Raw genomic sequence first — 17,844 nt, 5'->3', positions numbered from 1 at the left:
ACAACTATCTCTCTTTAATTAAAATAGACATCATTTGTTTCAGATGAATGGACTAAAAAATTATATTAAAATTTTACCTGCAAGGTCGCGTAATAATTTCGCGGTGAAGATGGAATGATTCCAGGTCCAGGATAACCAGTAGCCCTTCGCGTAAAATAGATCTCATCCAAAAGGTTATTGATTCCGGTTTCTAATTTAAATCGTTTGTAAGTATAAGATAAAGATACATCCAAAATATCATATTGTGGGATGGCACCAATTACACCACTTAAATTAGCTTCTTGAGAGTTGGTTGCATCTGTAAATTGACGTCCTAAATAGGAATATTGTGCACTCGCCTGAAGATTTTTATATCCAAATCTTAATCCAGTTTTGATATTTACATCCGGCACAAATTCTACGTCATTGCCTTCTAATCCTGCTTGTTGCGATTGGGTATATTCCGAAGAAATAAAAGATGCGTTTACAAAATAATTTAAGCTGAAATCATTAGTCATTTTCAAAATTTTCTTCAGATTAAAATCCACCAGAGATTCGATGCCTACTATTCTTGCATCTCCTATATTGCCCCGTTCACTAATAATTCTTCCATTATCAAATTCTTTCTGTATAAAACCAATTCGTCCATTATAGAACAATGCAAAAGCGCCTAAATCGTAAGAGATTATATTTTTATAGTTTCCTCTAAAGCCTAAATCTGCGGTAAAACCATCTTCATCTGTAATATTGGGATTTACTGCAAAAGCAGGATTATTAATGTTAATATCTGAGAATGTGACCGATCGATAATTCTGCGATATGTTTCCGTAAATTTCTAAGGCCGTTGTTGGTTTATAACTTAGCCCAACACCCAATAAAACAAAATTGCGTTCAAAATCACGATTGTCTTCAATCGTTTCTTCAAAGATTACATTACCTGCCGCGTCAGTGTTGATGCGTTTGAAAAAACCTTCGCTTTCTGTTTTTATATATTCAAAACGAAAACCAGGGGTTACCGAGAATTTATCATTTAGATAAAAGATATTTTCGCCAAAAACAGCCACATTGAGATTAGGAAAATCAAAGTTTGACTGTGATGGATAATTCGGAAACTGATCATTGTAGAATTCAAAATCTGGCCCAATACCATCAGATCCAGGACCTTGTTGTTCGTTATTATTCGCTTTGTAAAATTTAGAACCAATTAGGAATGTCGCTTCTTTTCCAAAAAACTTATACTCACTCAGCAATCTAGCCTCGGCTCCATAGTTTTTAAAATCTCCTTTAATCAAATCGCGCTCTTCATTAGGATCAATTTGATCTACCCGATTGGTTCTAAAACCCAGTGCATCGCGCGACGCATTAAGCCCAAAAGCATTAAAGGTAAAGTTTGTTTTTTCTGAAAATTTATGACTCAACTTTAGGTTATACAACAACCAATTCACCTTAAACCAATTGCGCGATCTGTTACTTTGAAGAGCATCCTCATTGAACTGTGAATCTGTCAATCCGCCACCTTGTTGAGCGAGATAATATAAATGGGTAAACTCTGCCGAAATATTCGTTTTTTCATTGAACTTGTAACCTAAATGTGCAAAAACATTTTTAGATTCAAACTCAGAATTTGGTCTAAACCCATCCCCTTTTTTGTAATTGAAATACGTGTAATAACTAAATTTATCCTTGGTGCCGCTCAAGCTTGTAAAATTGGTATACAAACCGAAACTGCCCAATGTATTTCTCGAAATTAACTCTAAGGGTTTACTGGGGTTCGGATCTTTTGTTTTAAAGTTGATGAGTCCGCCAAACTGCGTTCCATATTGAAGCGAGGCAGCACCTCTTACCACTTGAATTTCTTTTAAACCCTCTGCCGCTGGTGTGTAGTAACTCTCTGGATACCCCAAAACATCTGCACTAATATCATAACCATTTTGTCTGGTATTGAAATTGGCGGTTCGGTTTGGGTCTAGACCACGACCTCCAATATTGAGCTGCAGTCCTGCATCATCATTTTGGTAAATATTCAACCCTGCAACCTGACTATAAAGTTGGCGCGTATTATTGGTGGCCAAATTTGCCATAGATTGATCCACGAGAATAACCTCTGTTTTTTTACCAGCATAAATGGCAGTTTCTTCAACGTCTTTTAATCTATTGAGCTCAAAAACTTTTGCACGTCTTGCGTTAATTATTATTTCTGAAAGGTTTTCTTGCAAAGGCTGTAGCGTAATATTAAGCGCTATATCTTTTGTAACCGTTTGCTCTAATTCTAAAATTTCAAATTCTGAAATGTAAAACACTAAAGTCAATTGTGATTTATCAGTAAACAATTGATAGAACCCATTACCATCTGAGGTGGTCAACAACCCCGAAACCTTATCATACACCTGAACATTTGAGATGACCTCGTTGTTATTTGCATTTGTGATATAACCCGAAATTTCAGTCTGGCCAAAAATTGGCAAACTGAATAAAATAAACGCTATAATTAATTTAAAATCCTTTAATCTCATCTTTAAATGGTAATATCCAATCTTTGGGTTTAAATGATTCTTTTTCTTGATATAAATCTACGGTTGGATCAATATACTGCTGACTCAATCTACCGTTTAATGCCACAAAACTATCTACAAAAATCTGCACGTTTTCATGGCCTTGGGCTGTAAAATGATCTCCTAAAAAATGCGCGTATTCTAAAATAAAATCAGGTTGAAAACTCATCTGCTTTTCTTGAAGTGCTGATAAAAAATCAGAGTTTTCCACGTAGAAAAACGATCCGGTTTTAGAATTTACGACTTTAAACGTTGCCAATCCTGCTTTCTCCATGAGCATAACTCGCCATGATAGTCTGTAGCCTTCCTCCGTCCAAAACAATTCGTTCTTATAACACAAATACCGAAATGGAAATACCATCTGAAATGCAAAGAACACAGCAATAATTGAGACTATAATCTTTCGGTTTGAAAACCGGTACGTTTCAATTGTTTGGAACGCTTTCACTTTTCTTCGGAAAGGTTTGATCGTACGCTTGATTATGGCAATTATTTTTTCGTGAACGCTAGCATCAAAAAAGATTAATGTCGCAACAATCATAATATATGGAAACATGCCAATGGAGAATAAGACACGTGTAAACACATGGAAAATAACCACTAAAACAAAGGCAAAAACACGAGTGCGCTTATACAATAACAAAAACGGAATTGCGAGGTCATATAGCATTCCAGACCAGCTCATCGCGTAATGAAACCAATCTTGTTGCATGAGATTATGACCTATAAACGGTAAGTCGTATTTTGAGGGCAACCACATTTTTAAAGGCATTGCCCTAAGTAACCAATCGCTATTTAATTTTGCAATTCCTGCGTAGAAATAGACGATACCTAATAATAATTTAATGCTATCTATCGTCCAATTTGGGATGTTTTGGTAGCTGTTTTTCCGAAGTAAATTATCTACTGAAAATTTAGCGTTTGCAGGTAGAAAAATCATTAAAAAACTAAGTACACTTATAAAATAGTAATGATTGAGATAGGTGGTTTTGTCAATGAGTTCAATATAAGTAAAACTCAAAAAGAAGGCGATAATAGCTATTCTGTATTTTAATCCCAATGCGACAAAAAGCGCAGCGATTCCGCAGAAAAAAAAGAGCAGATAATTATACTCTCCTAAAGATTTGACCCATTCAAAACCATAATATTTGAAATGGAATTTAGGTTGAATATAAAATTTTTCAATCCAGCCGTGATACCAGAACCTGATAAGACTAAAACACATCATGATACCAAAAAATACACGAAATACTGCAAGAGGCGCAGCATTGGTAGTTGTATTGAGATATGTTTTGATTGTTGTGGTCATTAAAAAAAAAGATTCTTTAGAGAATTATGTCCCTAAAGAATCTTAAGTATCATATGTTAATAGTTATTAATCGCCATCTGCGTCAATGAAATCAACACTTATATTTAAGGCTTGCACCATATCTACTTTTAACAAGACCACTGCTTTTTGAAGTTCATCATAAGCCTCAGTCATTTTATTATTGTTAGTGATGATCTGCTGTGAAAAATTATTATCTAAAACTTGAATTTTTCCCTCTGCGGTATTAAATTGATTATTTATGATCGTACTTAGATCCTCACCTTCTTTGATAGTATTTAAATAATCCAAATACGAATGAAAACTTTCTCCAGTAGACGCTGAATTGTAAGCTTTACCATTAAAGAAATCTTGTACCGCTTTTAAAGCCTCATCAGCCAAAACTTTAGATACTTCTTCATTATAAAATGCTTCTACTTTAGTATTTAAAGGCGTTGATGAAAATACACCTGCCGGAATACCAAATTTATTAGCTCTCAATCCTTTCTCATAGTAAAATATGAAATCATTGGTCAATTTATTTGTAGAACTTGTAGCTGTATTTGCTGTACTATTAACAAAAACATCTCGATAGTTTGTCAACCAATCGTTAGTTATTAAAAGGCTCAAAGCATCCATTCTATCTATAAGATTAGACAAATATGTCTTATTATTCTCAAAATTTGAATCGGTTGAAAATGCGCCTATAATCTCTGCATCAGTATTTGCAATACCATATAACATATAGTCTACAGCAGGGAAACCCACAGATGAATTATTGCTTGGTGCCGCCAGATTGTAATTACCCGCTCCAAGAGCAATATTATTTTGAATATTAGTAATGTTTGCAGGATAAATATTCATTTGATCTGCATAGTTAAGCTCTTCTGCTTTACCAATATCAAACATCTCTACATACTGCCAAGTCTTATAAGATTCTAACCAAGAGGTTCTTAAAGCATCTAAAGTGGTTTGATTTGGAGTTGCTAAAAACGCATCTTTATCCGTTTTTAATACTGCTAAATCTGAATTTAAATCTTGAAAAGCTGGAACAATAATATTATCTGCCCAATTGGTCAACATGGCTTGACGGTCAAAACCATCTGACGATGTTCCAGATCCAGAGTCATCAGACTCTGAACAGGCAATTAATAGCGCAATTGTAAATAAGCTTAAAACAATTTTCTTCATCATAATTTCTTTTTCTTTTTCATTTTGCAAAGATAAACATGCAAATACGTTCAACCTAATGAGAACTATTTGCTTTTGAGATCAACTCAGTATTTAGTTTGCTGCTTCAACAGTAAAGTTGAAACGTGCAGCAATTTCTTGAGAGATGCTCTCTAAAGTTTCTGGTGTAACATCCCAAAACCCATTTTCTGCTGAAAGTTCTGCGATATAAGCCATGACTTCTGCATTTGTAAAATAAGGATTAGCTGAGTTTGGTTGTCTTGTAAACTGTAAGCTGTAGACAAATCCAAAACCTTCAGAGAGCTGGTGAAATGCACTAGCCATATCACCCTCATCTAATTTCACTTTTCCTGCTTGTAAATAGTGTACTGCTCTTACAGCAGGTATTAATGACAAGTTGGTTTTTATAATGTTTGCTTGTGCATCTCTTAAATCATAATCTTTAGCAACAATAGCAGCACGGCCTAATTTAAAGGCATCAAAAACAGTTTGCGCGATTCCTGAGAAATCTTCATCTGCCTCCAAACGATCTAAATACTCATTAAGAAAAGAATCTGCTCCTAAAACAGGCATTGATGCATCTGCTTCTGCACCATACAAATATCCAAAAGCTTCATCCCATTTGTGCTCCATAGTTGTGTAAGTCTTGTCTACTACTACAACACCAGAATTATTATCTTCAATATTAGAACCTTCGTCTAAAACTGCCGTACTTAAGTAGTTATTTAGGATTTGATCAATCATTAATCCACCAATTAATCCTTTAGAGACCAATTGATTGTTTTCAAAACCCTTGGCGTTTATATATCGTATGGCGCCACCACCTGCTTGTTGCAATTGTCCTGCATTTCCTGCGGTTGCAATGCTATTCCAATTTGGGAAAACGTTGTTGGCTTGATCTTCAATCCAGAAATCAAAATCTGCTTTTATAGTGTTTGAAAGTGTTACGTTAGAAGAAAAATAATCTTTAGACGCAGCAACTTTAGACCTAACACTTTTATCTGATGCGTTTAAATCTGCATCTTCAAAATCATTGTTTCCTTCAACATGAGCAAACATGCCATCTAGTTGCGTTTCTGTATTTGATTCTACCAATAGTGCTGACGCCAATTCACCAGCCATAGCAATTCGTGTGGTTTGACCGTTGAAATCTACTGTAGACTCTCCGTTTCTCTCAAACGTATAGCTTACAGGAGCTAGCACTTGTGGTTGTGTTATAGTATTGTCATCATCATTAGAGCATGACGTAAATAAAGCTGAAATGGCTAATAAACTTAAGGCGATTTTTTTCATGTGTTGTTAATTGACTGTTTTTATTTAGACTTGATACAAACAATTATTGCATTTTGATTGCAAAAATAAAACACATCTTTTAATCATCAAAGTTTATTTAGATTAAGTTTAAATAAACTTTTAAACACCTCAATAAGGTCTTGAAAAAAAAGATAATTATAAAAAATAAACTTTATAAGTTGTTATCTTTAGTGATAAGCTTTGAAGATTTTTGTAGCCTCGTTATAAGCACTTTCAAAACTCATAGCATGCAAGGTATTTTCTTTTTTTGAAGTAAAATAAGATAGTAATTTTTCTGTAGGCATGTTTCCCGTAAGTTCATCCTTTGCCATCGGGCAACCTCCAAAGCCTTGTATGGCGCCATCATATCTCATACATCCAGCGTTATAGGCAGCGTCAATTTTTTCAAACCAAGTAGTTGGCGTGGTGTGCAAATGTGCCCCAAATTCAATCTTGGGATATTTAGGAATAAGGTTAGAAAACAAATAATCAATGGTCTCTGGGTCTGAGCTCCCCACAGTATCACTCAACGATAAAATCTCTACACCCATAGCGCTCAAGCGTTCTGTCCACTCTCCTACGATCTCCACATTCCAGGGATCGCCATAGGGATTTCCAAAACCCATAGAGATATAGACCACTACTTTTTTATGATTCTTATTGGCAAGTTCTAAAATTTCAGAAAGCGTGATTACCGATTGCGCAATGGTCTTATGGGTATTTCGCATTTGAAAATTCTCTGAAATGGAAAACGGAAATCCTAAATATTCTATTTCAGGATGTCTGCAAGCATCTTCGGCCCCTCTAGTATTGGCAATGATAGCAAGCAACTTACTATGTGTTTTAGAAAGGTCAAGTTGTGCCAATACTTCAGAAGTATCAACCATTTGCGGGATGGCCTTTGGTGAAACAAAACTTCCAAAATCAATAGTATCAAATCCCACACGCAACAGAGATTGTATATACTGTACTTTTTGGGCTGTTGGAATAAAGGATTTGATGCCCTGCATGGCATCGCGCGGACATTCAATTATTTTTAAGGGTGCGCTCATTACCCCAAAGATAGGAATTCAAATGGTTTAAAGAAGGCTATTTTTCTGAAGTCATTATAAGGATGGCAATACCAACAAATACAATAATCTGCAACCATTTCAAATACAAGCCAATACTCGCATTTTTCTTAACGTAAGTAGAAATCTGTCCTGCTAAAATCGCAATACCACCAAAGATAATAGCAGAGACCAACATGAATAAAAATCCTAAAATATAAAACTGAACCTCTGTGCTTAAGCTGTTACTAAATAAAAACCCAGGGAAGAATGCTAAGAAAAAAATGGAGACCTTAGGGTTGAGTACATTCATAATAAACCCTTGTTTAAAAAGTTGTACCTTATTTTTCTTCGGAACATGATCTGAGTCTAAACGCAACGTCGCATCAGATTGGTATACTCTAAAGGCAAGATATAAAAGGTATAACGCACCAAATAGTTTAATTATAAAAAATACAGTGTCATTTTCTTTTATGATGGCCGATACTCCAAAAGCCACTAAAGTGGTGTGTACTAAACAACCTGATAGCAGCCCTGCAAGAGTTGCCAAGCCAAACCATTTGCCATGAACCAGACTTTGCATCATAACATAGATGTTGTCTGGACCAGGAGAAATGGCTAATGCAGCAGTCGCAAAAACAAAAGACACTAATAACTCGTAATTCAACGTATTCCTTTTTTGTAAAAATAAGATTAAAAAGAGGATTGTAGTGGTATGCATAAAATGCAATAGATGAGTTTTTTTTAAAAACTTAATTATGAAACACATATCATTTTAGACCAACTCCCTCTATTTTAATCTGTAAGTGGTTTCTGAGATTTATTTTTAGATTGAAATTTTAACTATTTTTAATTAACTTAAAATCAGATATTTAAAAATAAATGTTAAATTTAACTATGTATTTCATCGAAAAATTTGGTTTTTAAACGATATTATTTATAGGTTTGTCAAGAATCTTAACCTACTTATTATGTTTAAAAAACTACAACTCTCAGTCAAATTGAGTGCCCTCACATTATTCACATTTTGCGGCCTCAACGTAAATGCTCAAATTGAACCAGAATGCGGAACTATCGTTTCCCCCGAAGCCGAAGCTGGTTTTTTGCAACTTTTACCAGAACTTCAAAAAATTGAAAAGGGATACACCCAACAGTTCATGTCTCGTTCTGCAGAATTTTTAAACTTTGTCCCAATCAAAGCTCACGTATTAAGAACCGATGATGGCAGCGGTGGTTTATCAGAGTCTCAACTCAATGACGCCATTACCGAAATGAACGCTATTTATGCCAACGCCTCCATAGAATTTTTTGTTTGTGGTGGTATAAACTATATAGATAGCTCAGAGTATTATAATTTTAATAAAAGCGAAGAAAGTGCTTTAACGTCTAGTCATAATATTGAAGACGTTATCAATATTTATTTTGCTAATACGGTGGTATCTGCCACGGGATCTAGTTTATGTGGTTATGCATATTTCCCTGGTGGTCCAGAAACCATTTTAATGAAAAATTCTTGTGCTACAAACGGGAGCACATTATCTCATGAAATGGGACACTTTTTTGCCTTATCTCATACTCATGGTAACTTTTCTACAACTACCGAGCTTGTAGATGGTTCAAACTGTGATTATAATGGTGATTATATTTGTGATACACCAGCTGATCCAAAATTAAGCTACAGTAACGTCAATTACTCATGTACCTATACAGGAAGCAGTGTTGATGCTAACAACGATACTTATGTTCCAGATGAACAAAATTTAATGTCTTACTCTCGCAAAGAGTGTAGAAATGTGTTTTCTCCTCAACAGTATGCAAGAATCAACGCCGTATATCAAACGGCACGTGCCAACCTCACTTGTCCAGATTTAAATGTGGCCTTTGAAACGTCTTACAGTAATGATTGTAACAACTCAATGACGGTAAACTTTACAGATAATAGCGTTGGTGCCACCTCTTGGGAATGGGATGTTAATGCTGATGGCATTGTAGATTACACGACTCAAAACCCAACTCATACTTATACAGATGCAGGTAAATACGATGTGGCTTTGAGCATTACAAGCGATGATGCCACAACCATAGGCATGATGCAAGCAGAGTTTGTCAACATTGGCGTAAGAACGGTAAGCACATCTCAATTACAATTAACGCTCAACACAGATGATCGTCCTTCTGAAATTACATGGGCTCTTAAAGACGGCGAAGGAAATACACTTTATTCTGGAGGTCCTTACACTGAAGGTAGCGATGATAACGTCACCATTACCGAAACATTCGCTGTAAACAGTATTTCTACAGACTGCTATAAATTTGAAATTAGCGATAGCGCTGGTAACGGGATCTGTTGTTCAAGTGGAGGAAGTGGAAGTTATGAATTAAGAGATGCCAACAATGTACTTCTTGTATCTGGAAGTGATTATGCTTCTGGTGAAGAAACCTACATGGCGAACGAAACATTATCAGCTAGTCAATTTTTGAGCAAAGATAATATCTCTTTATTCCCAAATCCTACCACTTCTGATATTACGATTAAATTGGCTAACAATTCTAAACTGCCAGACACGTATGAAATCTATAATACTTTGGGTCAAAAAGTAGCTCAAAAAAACATCAACAGCTTATCTGATCTTAAGATCAATGTAGCCTCATTACACAGTGGAATGTACTTTGTCAAGCTTTCTAAAGATAGCGGACTCCTGACAATTCCATTCATTAAAAACTAAATTTTAATATCTACCTAACCTACTTATTGAAGAAAAGCGAATCAAATTTAATTTTGGTTCGCTTTTTTTATAATTGCTTTATTGATTGCTTTAATAAGTTGAGGCCCTTCGTAAATAAACCCTGTATAGAGTTGAACCAAATCTGCACCAGCATTTAATTTTTCTAAAGCATCCTCTGCAGAATGTATCCCTCCTACTCCAATAATAGGAAAAGACTTATCACTCTTATCTGCCAGGTATTTGATAACCTTGGTCGATTTGTCTTTAATAGGTTGCCCACTTAAGCCACCATTTCCTATATCTTGAAGGCGCTTATCAGATGCGATAAGACCACTACGATCTGTAGAGGTATTACTTGCAATAACACCATCTAGTTTTGTTTCTTCAACCAATTCTACAATTTCATCTAATTGGGTAGTATTAAGGTCTGGCGCAATTTTCAATAAAATTGGTCTTTGCTTCTTAAAATTAAGATTCGCTTTTTTTACTTCGGAAATGAGCTCTACCAGATAATCTTTATCATTAAGTTTAGCGTGGCTACCTACGTTTGGGCAACTTACGTTAAGTACAAAGTAATCGACGTACGGATGTAACTCATTGAAGCATTCTAAATAATCCTTAGTATAATCTTCTGGAAGCGTCTGTGTGTTTTTACCAATATTCCCTCCAATGATCAATCGTCCTTTATTCTTTTTTAATTGCGAGATAGCTGCTTCTAGACCTTCGTTATTAAACCCCATTCTATTGATGATGGCTTGATCTTCCTTTAATCGAAATAATCGCTTCTTCGGGTTTCCTTCTTGGGCCTTAGGTGTTACTGTTCCTATTTCAATAAACCCAAAACCAAAATTCGCCAGCTCATTGTATAGTACCGCATTTTTATCAAAACCAGCCGCCAAACCTACCGGATTTTTAAATTTGAGTCCGAAAAGCTCTCGCTCTAAAGCCTTATGCTCTATTTGATATTGACTTCTAAAAATTGCTGGAACACCAGGAATTTTACTAAGGGTATTGATTAATGAGAATGTGAAGTGATGTACCTTTTCAGGATCAAACTTGAATAAGATGGGTCTAAGGAGGGCTTTATACATCTTGAATATTTATGATGCAAAAATACTATTCATTTGCATACTATTCGAATTAATCAATTTAGAAATTAATGGTATTTTTGAATACAAGTGCATTTATTAAATTTTTAAACGAATAAGCAACTGCTATGATTGCAAAAAAAGATATTATAAAACGTTTTGTAAGTTACGTAACCGTCGACACAGAGTCTGACCCAGAGAGTAACACCACTCCTAGTACTTCAAAACAATGGGACTTGGCAAATAGTCTCGCTAAAGAGCTCATCGCTATTGGTATGCAAGAGGTTAGCATTGATGACAATGCCTACATTATGGCGACCTTACCAAGCAACGTAGATCATAAAGTACCAACAATTGGCTTTATTTCTCATTTTGATACCTCGCCAGATTTTACAGGAGCCAACGTAAAGCCAAGAGTTATTGATTTATATGATGGAAAAGACATTGTGCTCAATAAAGAACAAAACATCATTTTATCGCCCTCCTATTTTGAAGATCTCCTTTTGTATGTAGGAGATACGTTGATTGTTACGGATGGCACAACGCTATTAGGAGCCGATGATAAGGCTGGTATTACAGAGATTGTTTCGGCAATGGAGTATTTGATTCAGCATCCAGAAATCAAACACGGAACCATAAAAGTAGGATTTACGCCAGATGAGGAAATTGGCCGTGGTGCTCATAAATTTGACGTTGAAAAATTTGGTGCAGACTATGCCTATACTATGGACGGTAGCCAAGTTGGCGAGTTGGAATACGAAAATTTCAATGCAGCCGGTGCCAAAGTCACCGTAAAAGGAAAAATTGTTCATCCAGGGTATGCCAAAGGAAAAATGGTAAATTCCATGTACATTGCTACCGACTTTATAAATTCCTTACCAAGATTAGAAACACCAGAGCATACCGAAGACTATCAAGGTTTTTTCCATTTACATGACATTGAAGGGAGCGTAGATGAAACCGTCCTAAAATACATCATCCGTGATCATGATAAAGATCATTTTGAAGCACGAAAGGAAATGATGCAACAGCTTACCGATGAGATCAATGCCGAATATGGTCGTGAGGTCATTTCCATTGAAATTAAGGACCAATATTTTAACATGAAGGAAAAAGTAGAGCCTGTAAAACATATTGTGGATATTGCTGAAAAAGCTATGAAACAATTAAATATAGAGCCCATTATTAAACCTATTCGTGGTGGAACCGATGGATCGCAATTGAGCTATATGGGCCTACCTTGCCCCAATATATTTGCTGGAGGCCACAACTTTCACGGACGTTATGAATATGTACCTGTAGAAAGTATGATAAAAGCCACGGAAGTCATCTGTAAAATTGCAGAGCTGACCGCGTTAAAGCCGAAAAGTTAAGACCAACCTTCAATTAAAAGAAAGTTTTGAAGTCTTTTCTCCAGATATACAGTTATAATTCTGCATAGCTAAAGACGGAAAATAAGAAGCTAAAATGTACTCTAGAATGGAAAAAATGGAGTCCATGATTCTAAGAGGTCTAGGACTTCGTGATACCTACAAAAACCTCTGAGCAATGAGAGATCGGTTGAAACAAAAAAACTCCAGAACAATCGTTCTGGAGTTTTTTTTATTATAAATAATTATTTTTATTTCGTCGTCACTACTGGTGTATTAAGCTTTTTGCTCATTTCCATAGAAATTGCAGAACGCTCAAATTTAATTTTTCCAGCAAGTGTTTCAATTACACAAGAGTTATCTTTATCATTCAAGTCAACCACCTTACCGTGTAATCCACTTTTTGTTATGACTTTGTCTCCTCTCTTAAGCTCTGCTGCAAATTTCTTTTCTTGTTTTGCACGCTTCATTTGCGGCGCAATCATAAAGAAATACACCACTGCAAACATGGCTACGAAAGGTAATATATCTGTAATACCCATATATATTATTGTGCAGGTTTAATTGCTGCTGAACCTGCTCTTTTAGCTGGTGCATTTGGATCTGGCTCTACGAAAGCTTTGATCTTTACAGTTTCAGAACCTTTTTCAGTATTGGTAGTTAAGGTAATTGTTTTTTGAACTTGGTTAGTTCCTTTACCGTTAAACTTTACTGTAAATTCTGAAGACTCTCCAGGAGCTAAAGGATCTCTGTTCCAATCTGAAGGTACAGTACATCCACAAGTACTTTTAATATTGCTAACCACTAACGGTGAATCACCTGTGTTTGTATATTTAAACTTAGTCTCAACAGGAGTACCATTAGCGATGGTACCAAAATCATGCTCTTTCTCTTCAAAAGAAATCATTGGATATTCGCTAGATGACGCATCTCTTTCAGCGGCAGCCGTTACATTGTCTGAATCAATTTTACTTGTTGCATCTTCTTTACAAGAGGTCAAGGCTAACATACAAAGTGCGCTCAATCCTAAAACTACTTTTTTCATTGCTATTGTTTTATTAGGTTATTTCTGATTTAAGAGACCAAAAGTAACAATTATTTTATGGAATTAAAATTTTTGGCCCCTTTTGAAGCAAAAGATTAACAGTCTTTGAGTTAAAATGATCTTACATCAACCCACGCCCTACTTTATGTAGCTTATCATTAGATTTGTATTCTTTCACGATCTTATCCAAGATGCCGTTAATAAAGTTACTACTTTTTGGAGTACTATATTCTTTAGCAATCTCTAAATACTCATTAATGGTAACTTTTACAGGTATCGACGGAAATTTTTGAAACTCACATAATGCCATTTGCATTAAAATGTTATCAATTTGAGTAATACGCTCAGCATCCCAATTCTTAGTTTTTCCGGAGATCTCCTCACTAAATGATGCTTGGTTTAAAACGGTTTTCTTTAACAGTTCAATCCCAAAATCACGATCTTCCATATCCTTGAATAATTTTGGAGTAAAGATGGTTTCCGCAGAAGTTGGTTTTACTTTTTTAAGAAGTTTTAAAATGGCAGTATTGACTACAGGTAAATCATCTAACCAAGTTAATCGGGTATCTTCAAAGAAATCATACAACTTATCATTAGGTGCAATGATTTCGGTAAAAAGGTCTATTAAAAAAAGCTTGTCTTCTTTAAACGTCGACGTTTTAGTAGACATGTACGCTTTATAAAGATCACTTTCTAAGATGTTTTTAAAAATAACATCGATGTACTCAAAGTCTAAATACCATAAATTGACCTTTTGCCCTTCAAACTTATCTTTTAAAGCGGCATTTTGACGAAGCAATTGGAGCACTTCGTTATTAATAAACTTAACGTTTGGATTTTTCTCTTCCTTTGTGGCTAAAATCTTTTGCTGGGTCTTGTCAAGATGATCTTCTGCTTTTTTATGGATTTCGATCAATAGAGACATCTGGGCCAAGTACAGATCGTACATGCTGTCGAGACTTTTAACCAGGAAGTTTTCTATGGGTTTGATGTTTTCACTTTCACTTCCTTTAGAAGCGTAAAGGGTTTGCATTACTTTAATACGAATGTGTCGTCTGTTGAGCATCTTTACAAAGAACTAAAAATTAGTAAGCGAATTAATGGTTTTAGATAGGCCTCTTAATTCGCTGTGCAAAAATAGTATTATTTTAAAATAATCAAGCAATCAAAAGGTGCAATATTGCTTAATTTGATCTCTCAAGTTTTCTGGTCGCAATACGCTCTTTAGCAAGGTTCATCGCCGCTAAGTTAGTACCAATACCTTCTGCTTTTGCGCGTTTTAATGTTTCTAACGTTGTATTGTAGATGTTTTCGGTCTTACGCATGACTTCTTGTTTGTCATAATTCTCCAATTCTGCATACACATTTATTAAGCCACCAGCGTTAATTAAAAAATCTGGAGCATAAAGAATGCCCTTATCTTGCAACAATTTGCCGTGACGTGCTTCATTTTGCAATTGATTGTTGGCACTACCAGCTATAATAGACGCTTTCATACGGCTAATACTATCATCATTTATAGTAGCCCCCAAAGCACATGGTGCATAAATATCCATCGGTTCACTAAAAATATCATCACCATCATAAATAGTGACGCCATACTTCGCGGCTACTTTTGCCATCCGTTCTTTATTAATGTCTGAGATGGTGACCTTGGCCCCTTCATTCATCAAATTTTCGATAAGTGCCTCGCCTACTTGACCAATGCCTTGTACAAAAACCACTTTGTCTTCAAGCACATCATTATCAAATTTAAATTTAGCGGCAGCTTTCATGCCCATAAATACTCCAAAAGCCGAGATTGGCGCAGGATTTCCCGTGCCACCATTGCTTTCTGAAATACCAGCAACATAAGGAGTGTGTTTTCTTATCAGGTCCATGTCTTGTGGCGTTGTTCCCACATCTTCGGTAGTAATATAATGTCCGCCCAAACTATGTACACATTCGGCAAAGCGTTTGATGAGCTCTGGTGTTTTTTGTGTTTTGGGATCTCCTATAATTACAGCTTTTCCACCGCCTAGATTTAGTCCAGTAATGGCCGATTTGAAGGTCATCCCTCTAGAAAGGCGCAAAACATCATTTAATGCTTCATTTTCGTTGGCGTAATTCATCATTCTCACACCACCAAGCGCAGGTCCCAAAACTGAATTATGGATCCCAATTATTGCTTTTAAACCAGTATCTTTGTCGCTGAAAAAAATAATTTGTTCGTGTTCGTCAAAAGAGGAATGTCCAAAAAGAGGACCAGAATCAATTCGTTCGAAATTGCGACTTGTATCATTTGATGTCATTGCCATATAGGATTAAATGCATTTTTGATTTGGAGCAAATAAGGATGCAAAAGTACATGAATATTAAAGGAGTAACAAATATTGCATGGTAAATATACCTGCAATACACTAAGGCCCAATCGCGCTAAATGAAAGCATTACAACATATAAATAAGTACTTTTATAAGTATCGGTATAAACTTTTTCTAGGTATTTTTATAACCATAGGTGCAAAGGTTTTTGCATTGTTTACACCGAGACTCATTGGCCGTTCTATAACCACAATTTCGCAGGCAGTAAAGGGTGATATTTCTACAGAAACCTTTAAGCATGACCTTGGGATGAACATCATTTACCTTATTGGTGCAGCCGTTATTGCTGGTGTTCTAACGTTTTTGATGAGACAGACCATTATTAATGTATCGCGTTATATCGAATATGATCTTAAAAATGAGATTTATCAACAATACCAAAATTTATCGCTCAACTTTTATAAATCGAATAGAACAGGTGATTTAATGAACCGCATTAGCGAAGATGTTGGTAAAGTACGATCGTATGCAGGTCCAGCGATCATGTATACCATTAATATGATCACCTTATTTGTTGTCGCTTTAATTTACATGTTTAATACGGCTCCAAAGCTTACGCTGTATACCATTTTACCTTTGCCTGTGCTATCCTTTATAGTTTATAAATTGAGCACCATTATTAACAAACGAAGCCGTATTGTTCAAGAATACTTATCGTCTTTATCGGCTTATACTCAAGAATCCTTTAGCGGGATTTCAGTTATAAAATCCTACGGGATCGAAACTCCAAACTACGATGCTTTCAATACACTTTCAGAAGAAAGCAAGGCCAAACAAATTGATTTGGCCAGAGTACAGGCCATGTTTTTCCCTTCGATGATCTTGTTAATTGGAGTGAGCAATATTTTGGTGGCTTATGTAGGTGGCATGCAATACATCAATGGTGAGATTCAAGATCTTGGCACCATTGCCGAGTTTCTCATTTACGTGAATATGCTCACCTGGCCCGTAGCCACTGTAGGTTGGGTAACCGATTTGGTACAACAAGCAGAAGCTTCACAAAAACGCATCAATGCCTTTTTAGAAGAAGAACCAGAGATTAAAAATCACATTTCCGAAGCATCAGAAATTCAAGGAACTGTTGCTTTTGACAATGTTACTTTTATTTACTCAGATACCAATATCCAGGCGCTCACCGATGTGAGTTTTGAAATAGAGGCTGGACAAACACTCGCTATTCTAGGAAATACAGGTTCTGGTAAATCCACAATTTTAGATTTGATTGGCAGACTTTATGATGTTCAAAAAGGGAGTGTTAAAATCGACGGAAAAATTATAGACCAGATCAATCTTAAAAGTTTAAGAGATAGTATTGGTTATGTGCCCCAAGATGCCTTTCTGTTTTCGGACACCATTGAGCAAAACATCAAATTTGGAAAAGAAGATGCTACCGAAGCCGAAGTGATTGCTGCAGCTAAAAACTCTGATGTTCATAAAAACATTAAAGGCTTTGCCAAAGGCTATCAAACCAAATTGGGCGAACGCGGCATCACACTGTCTGGCGGACAAAAGCAACGTATTTCTATTGCTAGAGCCATTATTAAATCTCCAGAGATCTTATTGTTTGACGACTGTCTTTCTGCTGTAGACACAGAGACCGAAGAAAAGATATTAAATAATTTGCGTCAACTGTCTAAAGGCAAAACTACTATTATTGTAAGCCATAGGGTCTCTTCTGCCAAAGGAGCCGATAAAATCATTGTTTTAGACGAAGGTAAAATCATTCAAAATGGCTCTCATGAAAGTCTCATTCAAACAGATGGTTACTACAAAGATTTGTATCTCAAACAGCTCAGCGCAAAAGAAATGGATTAATTTGTTGCTTACTTTACTTTTTTTTTAGATTTTTGAGCCACTAAAAAACCACCAAAACCAGAAATGAA

General features: G+C 35.7%; 14 protein-coding genes. 3 read left to right on the top strand and 11 right to left on the bottom strand.

Features of this window, described 5'->3' with window-relative positions; genetic code table 11:
- Positions 1 to 65 precede the first annotated feature (65 nt).
- The 6 genes from P176_RS0117120 to P176_RS0117095 all read right to left on the bottom strand — a co-directional run bounded on the left by P176_RS0117120 (position 66) and on the right by P176_RS0117095 (position 8,037).
- Complete coding sequence (locus P176_RS0117120; protein ID WP_026755846.1) at positions 66 to 2,492, bottom strand: TonB-dependent receptor domain-containing protein; 2,427 nt, start codon at positions 2,490 to 2,492, stop codon at positions 66 to 68.
- Positions 2,473 to 3,840 (bottom strand): HTTM domain-containing protein, encoded by a 1,368-nt coding sequence (locus tag P176_RS0117115; protein ID WP_026755845.1) that lies wholly within the window; start codon positions 3,838 to 3,840, stop codon positions 2,473 to 2,475. Before P176_RS0117115 ends, P176_RS0117120 begins: the two co-directional genes overlap by 20 nt.
- Before the next feature lie 66 nt (positions 3,841 to 3,906).
- A complete protein-coding gene (locus P176_RS0117110; RefSeq protein ID WP_026755844.1) occupies positions 3,907 to 5,031 on the bottom strand; it encodes an imelysin family protein in 1,125 nt (374 codons plus the stop codon).
- A 90-nt stretch (positions 5,032 to 5,121) separates the two neighbouring features.
- Positions 5,122 to 6,321 (bottom strand): DUF4856 domain-containing protein, encoded by a 1,200-nt coding sequence (locus tag P176_RS0117105; RefSeq protein ID WP_026755843.1) that lies wholly within the window; start codon positions 6,319 to 6,321, stop codon positions 5,122 to 5,124.
- Positions 6,322 to 6,509: 188 nt separating this feature from the next.
- Positions 6,510 to 7,373, bottom strand: a complete 864-nt coding sequence (locus tag P176_RS0117100) for a hydroxymethylglutaryl-CoA lyase (RefSeq protein ID WP_026755842.1) — start codon at positions 7,371 to 7,373, stop codon at positions 6,510 to 6,512.
- 37 nt (positions 7,374 to 7,410) lie between these two features.
- Positions 7,411 to 8,037 (bottom strand): LysE family translocator, encoded by a 627-nt coding sequence (locus tag P176_RS0117095; RefSeq protein ID WP_026755841.1) that lies wholly within the window; start codon positions 8,035 to 8,037, stop codon positions 7,411 to 7,413.
- A gap of 304 nt (positions 8,038 to 8,341) precedes the next feature.
- On the opposite strand from P176_RS0117095, the gene P176_RS0117090 reads away from it, so the two are divergent.
- Positions 8,342 to 10,096 (top strand): T9SS type A sorting domain-containing protein, encoded by a 1,755-nt coding sequence (locus tag P176_RS0117090; protein ID WP_026755840.1) that lies wholly within the window; start codon positions 8,342 to 8,344, stop codon positions 10,094 to 10,096.
- A 47-nt stretch (positions 10,097 to 10,143) separates the two neighbouring features.
- On the opposite strand, the gene P176_RS0117085 is transcribed toward P176_RS0117090, so the two are convergent.
- A complete protein-coding gene (locus P176_RS0117085) occupies positions 10,144 to 11,187 on the bottom strand; it encodes a quinone-dependent dihydroorotate dehydrogenase (RefSeq protein WP_026755839.1) in 1,044 nt (347 codons plus the stop codon).
- A 125-nt stretch (positions 11,188 to 11,312) separates the two neighbouring features.
- Between P176_RS0117085 and pepT the strand changes: the two genes are divergently transcribed.
- The gene (gene pepT, locus P176_RS0117080; protein ID WP_026755838.1) at positions 11,313 to 12,557 is read left to right on the top strand and encodes a peptidase T; all 1,245 of its coding nucleotides are present in this window, start codon (positions 11,313 to 11,315) and stop codon (positions 12,555 to 12,557) included.
- A 248-nt stretch (positions 12,558 to 12,805) separates the two neighbouring features.
- Here pepT and yajC read toward each other — a convergent pair whose 3' ends face one another.
- From yajC to P176_RS0117060, 4 genes are all read right to left on the bottom strand, one after another.
- A complete protein-coding gene (gene yajC / locus P176_RS0117075; protein WP_026755837.1) occupies positions 12,806 to 13,096 on the bottom strand; it encodes a preprotein translocase subunit YajC in 291 nt (96 codons plus the stop codon).
- Positions 13,097 to 13,101: 5 nt separating this feature from the next.
- Entirely contained in the window at positions 13,102 to 13,599 is a 498-nt protein-coding gene (locus P176_RS19740) for a DUF1573 domain-containing protein (RefSeq protein ID WP_037349020.1), read from the bottom strand.
- A 121-nt stretch (positions 13,600 to 13,720) separates the two neighbouring features.
- Positions 13,721 to 14,632 (bottom strand): transcription antitermination factor NusB, encoded by a 912-nt coding sequence (nusB, locus tag P176_RS0117065; protein ID WP_231481285.1) that lies wholly within the window; start codon positions 14,630 to 14,632, stop codon positions 13,721 to 13,723.
- A gap of 151 nt (positions 14,633 to 14,783) precedes the next feature.
- On the bottom strand, positions 14,784 to 15,890 hold the full coding sequence (locus P176_RS0117060; RefSeq protein ID WP_026755835.1) for a Glu/Leu/Phe/Val dehydrogenase: 1,107 nt from the start codon (positions 15,888 to 15,890) through the stop codon (positions 14,784 to 14,786).
- A 128-nt stretch (positions 15,891 to 16,018) separates the two neighbouring features.
- Here P176_RS0117060 and P176_RS0117055 point away from each other — a divergent pair, with 128 nt between their 5' ends.
- The gene (locus P176_RS0117055) at positions 16,019 to 17,776 is read left to right on the top strand and encodes an ABC transporter ATP-binding protein (RefSeq protein ID WP_026755834.1); all 1,758 of its coding nucleotides are present in this window, start codon (positions 16,019 to 16,021) and stop codon (positions 17,774 to 17,776) included.
- Positions 17,777 to 17,844 lie beyond the last annotated feature (68 nt).

The sequence above is a fragment of the Sediminibacter sp. Hel_I_10 genome, from assembly GCF_000688335.1.
In the GTDB taxonomy this organism is placed as follows: Bacteria; Bacteroidota; Bacteroidia; order Flavobacteriales; family Flavobacteriaceae; genus Psychroserpens.
Note: the sequence above shows the minus strand (reverse complement) of the source record. Positions and strands in the feature narration are given on the sequence as shown.

Excerpts from the sequence above, each read along its gene's own strand:
- P176_RS0117120 (WP_026755846.1), bottom strand. The coding sequence starts at position 2,492 with ATGAGATTAAAGGATTTTAAATTAATTATAGCGTTTATTTTATTCAGT.
- P176_RS0117105 (WP_026755843.1), bottom strand. The coding sequence starts at position 6,321 with ATGAAAAAAATCGCCTTAAGTTTATTAGCCATTTCAGCTTTATTTACG.
- P176_RS0117085 (WP_026755839.1), bottom strand. The coding sequence starts at position 11,187 with ATGTATAAAGCCCTCCTTAGACCCATCTTATTCAAGTTTGATCCTGAA.
- pepT (WP_026755838.1), top strand. The coding sequence starts at position 11,313 with ATGATTGCAAAAAAAGATATTATAAAACGTTTTGTAAGTTACGTAACC.
- yajC (WP_026755837.1), bottom strand. The coding sequence starts at position 13,096 with ATGGGTATTACAGATATATTACCTTTCGTAGCCATGTTTGCAGTGGTG.
- nusB (WP_231481285.1), bottom strand. The coding sequence starts at position 14,632 with ATGCAAACCCTTTACGCTTCTAAAGGAAGTGAAAGTGAAAACATCAAA.
- P176_RS0117060 (WP_026755835.1), bottom strand. The coding sequence starts at position 15,890 with ATGACATCAAATGATACAAGTCGCAATTTCGAACGAATTGATTCTGGT.
- P176_RS0117110 (WP_026755844.1), bottom strand. The coding sequence starts at position 5,031 with ATGATGAAGAAAATTGTTTTAAGCTTATTTACAATTGCGCTATTAATT.
- P176_RS0117100 (WP_026755842.1), bottom strand. The coding sequence starts at position 7,373 with ATGAGCGCACCCTTAAAAATAATTGAATGTCCGCGCGATGCCATGCAG.
- P176_RS0117090 (WP_026755840.1), top strand. The coding sequence starts at position 8,342 with ATGTTTAAAAAACTACAACTCTCAGTCAAATTGAGTGCCCTCACATTA.
- P176_RS0117115 (WP_026755845.1), bottom strand. The coding sequence starts at position 3,840 with ATGACCACAACAATCAAAACATATCTCAATACAACTACCAATGCTGCG.
- P176_RS0117055 (WP_026755834.1), top strand. The coding sequence starts at position 16,019 with ATGAAAGCATTACAACATATAAATAAGTACTTTTATAAGTATCGGTAT.
- P176_RS19740 (WP_037349020.1), bottom strand. The coding sequence starts at position 13,599 with ATGAAAAAAGTAGTTTTAGGATTGAGCGCACTTTGTATGTTAGCCTTG.